At 38.6% G+C, this 13,122-nt stretch carries 10 protein-coding genes; 7 read left to right on the plus strand and 3 right to left on the minus strand.

What is annotated here, in order from left to right; genetic code table 11:
* Positions 1-10: 10 nt before the first annotated feature.
* Positions 11-772, minus strand: coding sequence for a LytR/AlgR family response regulator transcription factor (locus tag BMW86_RS26115; protein WP_089785583.1), 762 nt, complete (start codon positions 770-772; stop codon positions 11-13).
* Positions 769-1,797, minus strand: a complete 1,029-nt coding sequence (locus tag BMW86_RS26120; RefSeq protein ID WP_089785585.1) for a sensor histidine kinase — start codon at positions 1,795-1,797, stop codon at positions 769-771. The genes BMW86_RS26115 and BMW86_RS26120 overlap by 4 nt, the downstream gene beginning before the upstream one ends.
* Positions 1,798-1,974: 177 nt before the next feature.
* On the opposite strand from BMW86_RS26120, the gene BMW86_RS26125 reads away from it, so the two are divergent.
* The 4 genes from BMW86_RS26125 (at position 1,975) to BMW86_RS26140 (ending at position 8,286) form a co-directional block, all read left to right on the plus strand.
* The gene (locus BMW86_RS26125) at positions 1,975-2,574 is read left to right on the plus strand and encodes a TetR/AcrR family transcriptional regulator (protein ID WP_089785586.1); all 600 of its coding nucleotides are present in this window, start codon (positions 1,975-1,977) and stop codon (positions 2,572-2,574) included.
* Between the two features lie 134 nt (positions 2,575-2,708).
* Positions 2,709-4,058, plus strand: coding sequence for a TolC family protein (locus BMW86_RS26130; protein ID WP_089785588.1), 1,350 nt, complete (start codon positions 2,709-2,711; stop codon positions 4,056-4,058).
* Between the two features lie 17 nt (positions 4,059-4,075).
* Entirely contained in the window at positions 4,076-5,131 is a 1,056-nt protein-coding gene (locus BMW86_RS26135; protein ID WP_089785590.1) for an efflux RND transporter periplasmic adaptor subunit, read from the plus strand.
* Positions 5,132-5,148: 17 nt separating this feature from the next.
* Positions 5,149-8,286, plus strand: coding sequence for an efflux RND transporter permease subunit (locus BMW86_RS26140; RefSeq protein WP_089785593.1), 3,138 nt, complete (start codon positions 5,149-5,151; stop codon positions 8,284-8,286).
* Between the two features lie 90 nt (positions 8,287-8,376).
* On the opposite strand, the gene BMW86_RS26145 is transcribed toward BMW86_RS26140, so the two are convergent.
* Complete coding sequence (locus BMW86_RS26145) at positions 8,377-8,706, minus strand: hypothetical protein (protein ID WP_089785596.1); 330 nt, start codon at positions 8,704-8,706, stop codon at positions 8,377-8,379.
* Between the two features lie 347 nt (positions 8,707-9,053).
* Between BMW86_RS26145 and BMW86_RS26150 the strand changes: the two genes are divergently transcribed.
* From BMW86_RS26150 to BMW86_RS26160, 3 genes are all read left to right on the plus strand, one after another.
* Positions 9,054-11,396: a TonB-dependent receptor gene (locus tag BMW86_RS26150; RefSeq protein ID WP_089785598.1), complete on the plus strand. Its 2,343-nt coding sequence runs from the start codon at positions 9,054-9,056 to the stop codon at positions 11,394-11,396.
* 9 nt (positions 11,397-11,405) lie between these two features.
* On the plus strand, positions 11,406-12,191 hold the full coding sequence (locus tag BMW86_RS26155; RefSeq protein WP_089785600.1) for a DUF4249 domain-containing protein: 786 nt from the start codon (positions 11,406-11,408) through the stop codon (positions 12,189-12,191).
* A 95-nt stretch (positions 12,192-12,286) separates the two neighbouring features.
* Positions 12,287-13,093: a hypothetical protein gene (locus BMW86_RS26160; RefSeq protein ID WP_089785602.1), complete on the plus strand. Its 807-nt coding sequence runs from the start codon at positions 12,287-12,289 to the stop codon at positions 13,091-13,093.
* Positions 13,094-13,122: the final 29 nt, after the last annotated feature.

A 13,122-nucleotide genomic window follows, 5' to 3' on the forward strand; every position in this document is an offset into this window, starting at 1 on the left:
AGAGGTTAGTTTAGTGTTGGGAAAGCCATTCTATAAATGAGGAGATCTTTAATTTTCCTACCAGTATCTGATCTTTAAAAGGTACAGAAAGGTTCACTATTATTTTACGGTTGAAATATTGTGTGGCATCCTTTACCGCTTTACGATTTATAAGGAATTGGCGGTTGGCCCTGAAAAATGAGGGAGCAAAAGCTTTTTCAAGATCTTCAAGATTTTCGCTTACAATAAACTTTTCATGGTTAAATGTATAAGCATAGGTATATCTGTTGTCAATAAAAAAAAGCACTATTGCACTGGCTCCCAGCGGGATAATTTTATTGGCTTGCCTGATGATCACTGCATTTTTTTGCGGGGTGACTTTTAATTCAAGAGCATTGAGCTGTTCTTTATATTTTTCATTATTTCTTGAAAATGTTTTTTCAAGTGTAATATATTTTGATAATGCTTTTTCTATAGTGTCCTTGTTAAAGGGTTTTAGAAGGTAATCGATGCCGGTTGTTTCAAAAGCTTCGGAAAAATAACTATTGTAAGCAGTACAAAAAATGATGGGGACCTGGTTCTCCATTTTCTTAAATATCTCAAAACTCAGGCCATCGCCCAATTGGATGTCTGAGAAAATGAGGTCTGTATCTTTGTGGTTTGCAAAGTATTCAATAGCGTCTTCTACTGAATGTAATAATGCGTCAATTTCTATATCTGGTTCTACTTCAAGAATGGTCCTTTTCAAATCCTTGGCAGTAACTTTCTCATCTTCAATAATTACTACTTTCATATAGTATGATTGTTTAACAAGTATACTTTAACACTAAATTCATCTTTGGAGTCAGTGATCTCTATCGCTTTATGTGCAATAATTTTATATCGCTGATTCAGATTTTTCAGCCCTGTGCCTGTAGTATCCACAGCCCTTGCAGGCAATTTATTGTTAGATACCAGAATAGTATCATCCCCCATGTAATTTATCCTGATCCTCAATGGCCTTCTTTCTGTAAATGAGTTATGTTTAATAGCATTCTCTACCAATGTTTGAAGAGCATACGCGGGTATCTGCATGTTGTATATCTCATGCGGAATACTTACATTAAAGATAACAGAACTTTCAAAACGTGTTTTTTGTAAATCAATGTAATCGTTAGTGAATATTAATTCCTGTTCTACGGATACCAGGTCGCAATTATGTACTTCCAGGGAATAGCGCAGAAAATTTGACAGCTTTATTGAATAATTCTCTGCTTCTTCCGGTTCTTCTTTTATCAAGGATTTTAGTACACTAAGTGTATTAAACAGGAAATGAGGTTGGAGCTGTTGTAGTAGTACTTGCTTCTGGGCTTCAAGATTCCTTACTTTAAGCTCCTGGATTTCATTTTCAGCATCCTTGTTTTTTTGAGTGGCTAATATGGAGTTGCAGATGATTAAAATGATGGTGTTGATAGCCAGCAACGAAAAAAATGGATATACCATTAAAATATTCTTTCCAAAAGTCGATTCTCCTTCTGCGATAAAGTCCGGGGCCATCACTATTTTTCTCAAAGTGACAATCATAGTATGGAAAGTAACCACAAAGGCATAACTATAAAGATACCATTTCCAGTTTTTTATTACTCTTGCATACCGGATGATAGAAATATTAATGGTCCAGAATATAAACACATTAATAGTAATGATCAGACCTGCAAATAAGATATATGAGGGTTGGACTTTACTGAATATGTAAAAGGGAGTTACCCCGTATAAAGCAATTATCGGAGATGAAATAATAGCAGTCCTGATGAACCTTTTTAATAAATTTCTATCCATGTTCCTCCAAAATTAAATAATAATGACATTAACATTATGCAACAAAAACACTGTTTAATCAGGTAATTGTCCCACGTTTTACAATGATTGACCCTTTAAGGTAGCATTTTGTCCATTACAGTGATGTTTACATATGTCGTTTTCTGTGTAGGCTATACTTTTGATATATGAATTGAGATGCCTGTAAAAGATGCACAAACAGAAAAACTAATCAAAGATACAGCTATGCGGATTTTCTTCGTGGAGGGGAATATCCATGCCAGGACACAGGCAATAGCAGACGCGGCAGGAGTGAACAGGGGACTTATCTATTACTATTTTAAAAACAGGGAACAACTGTTTGAGGTGGTATTTAGGGAAGCTATATTGCTGGTTGAGAATCGTATAAAAGAGTTGTTTTTTTCAAATAAACTGGAATTCAGAGCGAAAGTGGGACAGTTCATTGAATTTTTCATAGAGAATAATTTAAAGTTTCCTTACCTGGAAATCTTTTTGATTACAGAGGTGAATGGTGGGCATCGTGTGCCTCCCCAGGAGAAAGCACAGTTGACCAGATTAGTTGCAAATATCGAAGATGATCTTGAGCAGGAGATTAGAAAAGGATCAGTGCCTCAGATGTCTGCTAAGCATTTTATGCTTAACCTGATTTCTCTTTGTGCCTATCCTATATTATCAAAGCCACTATTGAAGCAATTTATGCAACTGGATGAAAAGGGATACCTGGCATTGCTGAAGGAAAGAAAGCAACTTATACTCAGGGTACTGTTTCGAGACTAGGGCCGGATATATTTATTGGAGTTAAAGGTACCTGCCGGTACCATTTTTTTTACCTTTTAATTAGCAATAATGCTAAAATAAAACGGCCTATGGGCAAAGGATAGGTCGTTTTTTAGATTATTAAATTAGCAAAAATGATAAATAAAAAATGGAAAGGTATTCGATTTTCACTGCTGTTGGCAACTACATTTTTGCTGGTAAATAAGTTATCAGCGCAAAACGTGTATACACTACAGCAATGTATCGATACATCTTTAAAGAATAGTCTTCAGTTAAAGTCTGATAACTATGATCTGGACAAAACAAAAGCATCTATTGGGGAAGCCTATAGTAGCCTGCTTCCTTCAGTAAACGCCAGTGGCTCTTATCAATATCAGTTCAAAGTACCTGTGCAGGTAGTACCCGCAGATTTATTCGGGGGAATTGCCGGGACTTACCAGGTGGCCCAGTTTAGTGTACCGCAGACTAAATCTGCTTCTGTGGACCTCAGTCAGACAATTTTTAATGCATCCTCACTCATCGCACTTAAAGCAGCGAAGGTGGCTATTAACCTGAACCAGTTGCAGATACAGAGCTCTAAAGAAGATCTCGTTTACAATGTTTCAGCTACTTATTATAATATTCAAACCATATTGAAACAAATTGAACTGATCAGTAAAAACCTGCAGAATACAGAGGAACTATTACTGTCAACAAGTGATCAGTACAAAGCAGGGCTGGCTACTGAAACAGATGTAGACCGGTTAAATGTATCAAGGGATAATAGTAAAGCAGACCTGGAATCCTCCCGTAATAGTCTTGAAAAAGAATACAACCTGCTTAAGTTATTAATGAATATTCCGCTGGAGAATAATATAGCCGTACTTGATTATGACCTGTCAGATAAAGCAATGCCGCTGGAATCACCTGCTTTTGATATCATGAAAAAGACAGATTATCTGCAGGTGCTGGAAAATAAACGTGTAGCAGATCTGGAAAGGAAAAATATTAAAGCCGGTTACCTTCCATCGTTGACACTTAGTGCAAACTATGGTCTGTCAGGATATTATTCTAATGCAGATCCTTTTAAAAATATAAACGATAAGTGGTATTCTTCCTCATATGTCAAACTTGCATTGAGCATTCCCATTTTTGATGGATTCAGCAAGAAGTACAAGATTCAAAGCAAGTCAATTGAAATTAAAAAATATGATGTTCAGGCGGAACAACTGAAGCAACAAAGCTTAAAAAATGTTGCCAATGCCAATGCGGATCTGAAAAGCAATTTCCTGACCCTGCAGAGTAAGCGCAGGAGCCTCGATCTTGCCCAGAAAGTACTTGATGATCTTAAGCTTCAATACCAAAACGGGATTGCGAAGATTACGGATGTCATCAACTCACAAAGTGAGCTGCACACTGCGCAAAGTAATTATATAAATGCTTTGATAAACATTAAACAGGCAGAATTAGATCTTAAAAAGGCACAGGGAACTTTATTGAATTAATAACAAAAATAAAATTTATGCAGATTAATATACGATATGTAATAACCGGTGTAATTATACTTGGGGTGTTAGGTCTTATAGTGGTCAAATTAAGGGGGAATAAGGAAGAGGTGGAGGGAAAAGTATACAGGAAGGACCCCGACCGGAAAGTAACCATTCAGGCAGATACTGTTCATGCTGCACCAATGAATCAAAGTACTTCATTCCTGGGTGCTTTTGCACCTCTCCGGGAGGTAACCATTTCTTCTGAGACTACGGGGAAGGTGGTGTCAGTAAAAATTGAAGAAGGGTCAATGGTAAGCGCAGGGGCTGTAATCGCACAGTTGGATACTGATCTTTTAAGGGCCCAGCTGGCTTCTGCAAAGGCTAATTATGAAAATGCCATTTCAACCCTGAAGCGATATGAAGGAGCCGCGAGTGGCGTTACAAAATTGCAGATGGATAATGCCGGTACACAGGTTTTAGTAAATAAGGCAGAGGTGGAACAATATGAAAAGCAGATAAGGATGTGTACGATTAAAGCTCCGTTCAGTGGTATAATAACATCCAAAAACTTTGAACTGGGAGCAGTAGTAGCAACCGGGTCCCAGATGGCTCAGCTGACTAACATAGACCAGTTAAAACTGGAGGTGAATGTTCCGGAAGGTAATATTTCCAGCTTTGAGAACAGACAGTCTATAACAGTTGTAACGGATGTATATGCTGATAAAACCTTTAATGGTATTGTAGATATGGTAGGGACTAAAGCTGATGCGTCCCATAATTATGTATTGAAGATCCTTGTAAATAATGGCGGGAAGTTATTGAAGGCCGGAATGTATGGCCGTATTCAGCTTACTGAAGCTCTTCAAAGCAATGTTATTTCAGTTCCCCGGTCTGCATTGATAGGATCATCAAAAGAACCTAAAGTTTTTGTTATTGAAAATGGTGTAGCACATGTAAGAGCAATTGAAAGTGGAGAGGGTAACGAGTATAAAGTTGAGGTTAAAGATGGATTAAAACAGGGAGAGATCATTGCTACGGGCGGACTAGTCAATCTCTTTGAAGGGGCTAACGTGTCTATTGCGAAATAATCATCAAAAACAGAATTATGTCAATAACAAAAATAGCTATTAACAGGCCGTCTCTGATCATTGTAATTTTTACGATCCTGATAGGCGGAGGGATGTTTTGTTACACCAAATTGAACTATGAGCTGATGCCGGATATTACCCAACCTACGTTGGTAATATCTACTTCTTATCCTGGTGCGACACCTACCAATGTGGAACAAACCGTGACCAAGAAAATTGAAGATGTGGTGAGTGGTGTGGACAGGTTAAAATCCATGACTTCCCAATCGATGGAAGGAAACTCGGTTATCCAGGCGGAATTTACCATGGGTACTGATATTGATGACAAACAACAGGAACTGCAGCGTAAGATCAATAACATTTTGTCTGATTTGCCGGATGATGTTAAAACACCAGGTATTTCAAAAGTATCACCCAGTGATCAGCCTATTATGCAGTTAACGGCTACTTCATCGATGGACAATGCAAAATTTTATGATATTGTCAAGGACGAGATCAAGCCACAGTTTCAACAGATTGCAGGTGTTGGTGAGATAACCCTGATAGGTGGACAGGAACGTGAGATTCAAATTAATGTTAACAGAGAAAAGCTGGAATATTACGGGATATCTATTGCCCAGGTCATTGACGCAATCAACCGGGGGAACACGGAATTTCCAACAGGAAAAGTAAAGACCAGACAGGAGCAGATGACGGTACGTGTGACGGGGAAATTCACCTCCGTTCCGGAAATTTCAGAACTTGTGGTGGCACAGCCGGCTAGAGGAAGTGTGGTAAAATTGAAGGAAGTAGCCAGTGTCAGTGATATTGTGAAAGATGCCAGTGCTGTAAGCCGTTATAATGATGTAAATGGTATAGGGATACTTATAAAAAAGCAAAACGGAGCAAATGCGGTGGAGATAAGTAAAGAGGTGAAACGGCGGTTAGCACAGTTGCAACAGAAATATTCCGCACAAAATGTGAAATTCACGATTGCTGATGATACAGCAGATTTTACCATGGAGTCGGCGGAGTCTGTAGAGCATGACCTGATCATTGCTATCGTACTTGTAGCTGCGATCATGTTACTTTTCTTACATAGTCTGCGGGATTCATTGATTGTACTTGTGGCTATTCCTGCTTCTCTTTTATCTACTTTTTCTGTGATGTATCTGTTGGGGTATTCTCTTAACCTTATGACATTACTGGCATTATCACTAGTGATAGGGATATTGGTGGATGACTCGATAGTGGTACTGGAAAATATTCACAGGCATTTGCATATGGGTAAGCCGAAACGACAGGCAGCTTTGGATGGAAGAATGGAGATCGGATTTTCAGCGTTGGCTATTACAATGGTAGATGTCGTTGTATTCGGTCCTATAGCATTGGTCAATACCACCATTGCTCCTATGCTCAGGCAATATTCACTTACTATTGTAACGGCAACGCTATTTAGCTTGCTGGTGTGTTATACGCTTACGCCCTGGCTTGCATCAAGGTTTGGCAAAATTACTGTGCTCAATCAGAAGAACTGGATCCATAAGATTTTGATTGGTTTTGAAACGCTTATTGAGAGATTAACAGACTGGTACGCAAATGCACTAAAATGGGTACTTAAACATAAATTGATCCTGACGGCTATTGTAATCAGTCTCTTCATTGGCATTGGCCTGGTAATGAATATGGGAATATTAGGTAGCGAATTAGTAGCCGCGGGGGATCAGGGGAAAATTCAGCTGAAGCTGGAATATGATAAGAATACAACTGTGATACAGAATAATCTCTATACAAAAAGAATAGAAGATTATTTATTGTCCCAACCGGATGTAGTTTCAGTGTTTTCCAATGTAGCCGGACCTTCTACTACAGGGCTTCAATCATCTGCAGCGGTAGGGAGCGAATATAAATCAGAGTTAACTGTTAAGTTAGTTGATAAGAAGTTACGTTCCCTTTCAACGGAACAATATATGATCCGTAAAAGTCATGAACTGGAAGTGAAGTTCCCGGGTGTAAAGGTCCGTTCCAGTGTTGTAGGTATGGTAAGTATGGGGGACCCCATTCAAATTGTGTTAAGTTCTGAGAATTATGACCTGCTGATGAAGACGGCAAATGATCTGAAGCGCCGCATTGATTCCATGCCTGGCACAAACGATATTTCTTTAAGTGTGGAGGATGGCAACCCGCAGGTGGAAGTAAATATTGACAGGGATAAAATGTCACAGCTGGGGCTTGACATTAATACTGTTGGCGCTACTTTGAAAAATGCATATGCTGGAAATACGGATGCGAAGTTCAGGGTAGGTAATAAGGAATATGATATCAATATAAAGTTTGACGACTTTGACAGGCAAAATGTATCTGATGTAGAGAACCTGACTTTTATGAATTCATCAAATCAGCAGGTGAAGCTGTCTCAGTTTGCGACTATTGTACAAGGTAGCGGACCTAGTGTACTGGAAAGAAAGAACAGGAGAACAGCGGTAACTGTTAAGAGCAATGTACTTGGAATAACATCTGGTATAGTGAGTGATATGATTAAAGAATCATTGATAAAAAATCCTATTCCGGCTGCAGTAGATCTTAAATGGAGTGGGGATGCGGAGAAGCAGGATGAATCGATGGGGGCATTAATGATTGCCATGCTTGCAGCGCTTGTGCTGATGTACCTGGTAATGGTAGCGCTTTATGACAGTTTTGTATATCCATTCGTGGTATTGTTTTCTATCCCGGTTTCATTTATTGGTGCCTTCCTGGCATTAAATCTTGCCAAGTCTTCTATGAGTATGTTCACAATGTTGGGCATCATCATGTTATTTGGCCTGGTAGCTAAGAATGCCATCCTGATCGTTGACTTTGCGAATCACCGGAAAGAAGAGGGGGAATCTACCTTTGATGCATTAATTGATGCTGGTAAGACGAGACTTAGGCCGATCCTGATGACGACTGTGGCGATGGTGGCGGGAATGTTTCCCATTGCAATAGCAAAAGGTGCAGGATCTGAATGGAAAAATGGCCTGGGATGGGTGTTGATAGGCGGATTGAGCTCCAGTTTGATATTGACAATATTTGTAGTGCCTATGGTATATTATGTGGTGGATATGGTAAAACTCTGGTGGAAAAATAAGTTTGGACGTACTCATGATGAGACTAACCTCCAGGTAGCCCATCATTAATAAATATTTGAGACCTGTCTTTAGCAGGACATCCGTGGTCTTAGTTGTAGGCTTAAGTATACACCCATGTATTCCTGCATGGGTGTTTTTTTAATACACGATGTAGTAATCTATCCTGCTGTAATCCCTGTTTTTTTTCATGAAGTGCAGCACTTCTTCGCAACGCTCCAATATAATATCATTATAAACAAAAAAAGTAAGTGTAATACTGTTGTCCGTTGTATCAATAGAACTCACATTCTGTATCATTTTAAATGATAGCTGCGCCCGTAAATCTTTGTATATTTTTCTCATATCCCCATTTTCAGATGTTGCTTCAATATAAACAACAGCAGATCCATAATTATAAGCATTTAGATTAATTATGCAGCTGGCCAGTACGATACCTGTTATCGCCTTAATCAAAAGCCTTTGTAACATATAATGGTGAATTATGACAAGATGGATAATCTTACGAAAAGAATTTGTGTTTTAAATGGCAGCTGTAGATACAGCCGCCTTATTTATATTTACACAATATTATATTCGGATGTTGGATTTATTAATGGTTAGTGGCCGGCACAAAGGTTTATATATATCGTGTATGCCGCAATTGAATGTTGGTCAGAATGGACAAATTGGGGGGTGAAAGGGGTGAGGGCATAATCGATACTGCTTAACCGGGCATTTGCCCTTTGAGATTTCATTTTGTCCATTTCAGCTAGGCTTACACATTTTGTTTTCTGTATATACTGCACATTTGATGCATTATCAGAAAATGTCCTTAAATGAAAATTAGAAAAAGGCTTAGCCTTCCTACACTATTACTACTGACGGGTCTTTTTTACAGCGCAAAAATTAATGCCCAGCAACGTTTTACTTTAAGCGGCACAGTAAAAAGTAAAAAAAACGGGGAAACAATTATTGGGGCTACTATAAGACTGCTCAATAAACCGGTTGGTGTTACAACCAATGAATATGGTTTTTATTCGATAACGTTTTCTGCGGGTACTTATAATGTAGAAATAAGCTCCATTGGTATGAAAAACGATACGTTGACCATATCAATGACTAAAGATATTGTACAGAACATTTATTTACTGGAGGAGTCCAAAGGGCTTAAAGAAGTAGTAGTGAGAGGGCAAGCCCGTGGGGGAAGAAGTATAAGCGGCACACAAACCGGTGTTGAAAAATTAAGTACAAAGGAAATAAAAAATATACCGGTGCTACTTGGTGAAAAAGATGTTTTAAAAACCATCCAGTTATTGCCGGGTATTAAGTCTGCCGGTGAGGGCAATTCCGGTTTCTTTGTCCGGGGGGGCTCATCAGATCAAAACCAGATTTTATTAGATGAAGCAAATGTTTACAACGCATCTCATCTGTTAGGTTTTTTCTCCACTTTTAATTCTGATGCAATAAAAGATGTAACTGTATATAAAGGCGGAATGCCGGCACAATATGGCGGTAGGTTATCATCTGTATTAGATATAAAAATGAATGATGGCAATAACCAGGACTACAGCGTCAGTGGTGGTATTGGTCTTATATCAGCAAAGCTTAATGTAGAAGGGCCCATACAAAAGGATAAATCATCATTCCTTATTACGGGACGGCGTACGTATGCAGATGTTTTTTTAAAGGCTTCGCCAGATTCTTCTGTAAACAAAAGCAAATTATATTTCTACGATCTGAACGCCAAAATGAGTTATGAGCTGGGTGATCATGACAGGTTGTATATCAGTGGTTATTTTGGCAAGGATAGATTAGGTTTTGGGGACCAGTTTGGAATTAACTGGGGCAACACTACCGGCACAGTAAGATGGAATCATATTTTTAGTAAGAAACTTTTTTCCAATACCTCTTTGATATACAGCAACTATGATTATGAGTTGAATATAAAATCAGGCTCCAATGATTTTAATGTTTTTTCCCAAATTAAAGACTGGAACCTGAAACAGGATTATCAACTATATGCCGGTACCAAAAACAATGTACGGTTTGGCTGGAGCAGTATTTATCACAGGGTAAGGCCGGGAGAAATAACCTCATCTGATTCATCAAGCGTAAACAGCACACTTCAGCAAAAAAGATATTCATTTGAAAATGCGGTGTATGTCACTAACACCTGGAACGCATCCTCTAAGCTAAATTTTACTTATGGCCTGCGTTTAACGAATTTTCTTGTATTGGGTAAGGGAGATTTCTATAATGTTGATGACAAAGGAGAAATTATTGATACACTTAGCTACAAAAATGGAGAAGTAGTAAAGTCATACTGGAACCTTGAGCCAAGGCTGGCAATCGGTTACCAGTTTAACCACAGTTCATCCGTGAAAGCATCTTATGTACGCAATACACAAAATATGCATCTCATCAGTAATAGTACCAGCAGCACACCTACTGATAAATGGGTAAGCAGCACCAATATTATTAAGCCTGAAATATCTGACCAGGTATCAGTTGGCTATTACAAAAATCTGGCAGAAAACAGATATGAACTGACACTTGAGACATACTATAAAAGCATGCAAAACCAAATTGATTACCGGGATGGGGCAGAGGTATTTACCAATGATGCTATTGAGACACAGTTATTATATGGCAAAGGAAGAGCTTATGGTTTAGAATGCCTGATAAGAAAAAAAACAGGGAAGCTCACAGGCTGGGTAAGTTATACCTTATCAAAAACGGAAAGAAAAATTAATGGCATAAATAACAATCAATGGTATAATGCAAAACAGGACAGGACACATGATATCGCGGTTGTTGGCATTTATGAACTGAACAAAAAATGGACTTTATCAGCTAACTGGATCTACTATACCGGCAATGCCGTTACATTTCCTAATGGTAAATATACAGTTGGTGGTCAAACAGTTTATTATTATACAAACAGGAATGGTTACCGTATGCCTGCTTATCACCGGCTGGATTTTGGCGCAACGAAACAGCTGAAACAACGAAAGAAGTTGAGCACCGAACTTGCTTTCAGCCTCTACAATGTTTATGGAAGAGAAAACGCTTATACCATCACATTCAGGGATAATGAAAATAATCCAAATAAAACTGAGGCTGTGCAGACTTCTCTTTTCCGGTGGGTACCATCTGTTTCTTACAACTTTAAATTTTAATTGCTTCAAATGAAAAGAGTCCTGACTGCCCTGGCGGTAATAGTATCGTGTAGCTCATGCGAAAAAGTAATAGACATTGACTACAATGAAGCAGCAACAAAATATGTGATTGAAGGAGAAGTGTCAAATGATCCTGCTGCAGCAAACACAGTGAAAATTTCACAAACAAAGAAATTTGAAGATGATAATACCTTTGTGGGAATAAGCGGAGCCACAGTTACGATACAGGTGGATAATGGAATAATTTATTCATTACCCGAAACATTAACCGGTATATATAAAACAACTGCTTTTACTGGTACTCCTGGCTCAGTATATAAACTTACGGTAAAGTTAAACGAAACTGTTTTTACTGCTACATCTCAAATGCCCTCTCAGATAGTGCTGATGGATACACTTACTGTTGAGGATCTTTCCATTCGCGGAAGCAACCCTAAAACTATTCAGCCTGATTATCAGGACCCGCCAGGATTGGGAAACAGTTACCGCTTTATTGAATATGCCAACGGAATACAAGTGAAACATGTTTTTGTACAAAATGATGATATCAGCGATGGGCAACACATTACCCGGGCCCTTATTAACGAGGATGGAGACCTGGATACAGGTGATACTGTAAAGGTAGAGATGCTCTGCATAGATGCTAATGTTTATAAATACTGGTATAGTTTAGATCAGGCATCCACCGGTAATAGCATGGTTACACCAGCTAACCCTGTCAGCAATATCAGCGGAGGTGCATTGGGATATTTCAGCGCTCATAGTATAAGTAGTAAAACAATAGTTATTCAGTAATCAAATTAATCGTAGGTGGGGCAGAAGTGAGGAGTGTGCCGGCAGTATGGTATTTTTCCGGGCCGGCCCTCCCACTTTGATTTAAACAATGTAAAATGGCATTTGGAATTAAACAGGTTACTATTGGCGCCTTTTATTGCATGATAACCTTGTGTGTAACCAGATTACATTCGCAAGACAAGGTTAATACAGATAAGGAATGGGAACTTCCTAAATTTGAACGATATGAGAAGACGGTGAAATTCAGCATGGATTCCCTGAAGGTAATTTACAGGCATAGATGGTCTGTTGGTATTTCATTCTGTGGACTATATATGCCGGGGTATACTTCAGCAGAAAAAGATTATAAGACGGGTGTAAATATGCGTAGCAAACATTCGTTCTATATGTTTTCATTTGAATATTACCTTACTAACGTAACAAGAGTTGGAATAGAAGCGGGATGGCAGAAGCTTCCTCAGAAAATTGAATTTGACGAAAGAAGTGCGTATATCAAAGGAGGCGGTGGTATGAATATTCCTGTTTTAGCATATCTGAAGAGAGATCTTTTTGACGGCGCCCTGAACAGAACAGCTGAACATAACCCGCCCTCTCTTTTTATAGTGGCTGCCGTAGGGTTCACCTTTACCAACCTGGTAAAGGTCCGGGGTAACCGGGACGGTATGTCTATTTCATTGTATAAACAAACTCCCTTTACTTCTAAATTGGGAATCGGAGTATTTCAACGGATTGGAAGAGTGATAGGCTCCGAATTTATTTGGAGTTATCAAATTTCAAGTAATTATTCACCATATATTGGTAGTGTGAGTTCTTATAGCGGGTTTAGCTTAGCTGCGAGATTGAGTTTTATGGGTAATGGGAAATTTAATAAAGTAAAGAGGCATATTGATAGTATGTATTAGTCATATTGTCTCGGTTAAAATGTCCATCC

The sequence above is a fragment of the Chitinophaga sp. YR573 genome, assembly GCF_900110995.1.
Taxonomy (GTDB): Bacteria; Bacteroidota; Bacteroidia; order Chitinophagales; family Chitinophagaceae; genus Chitinophaga.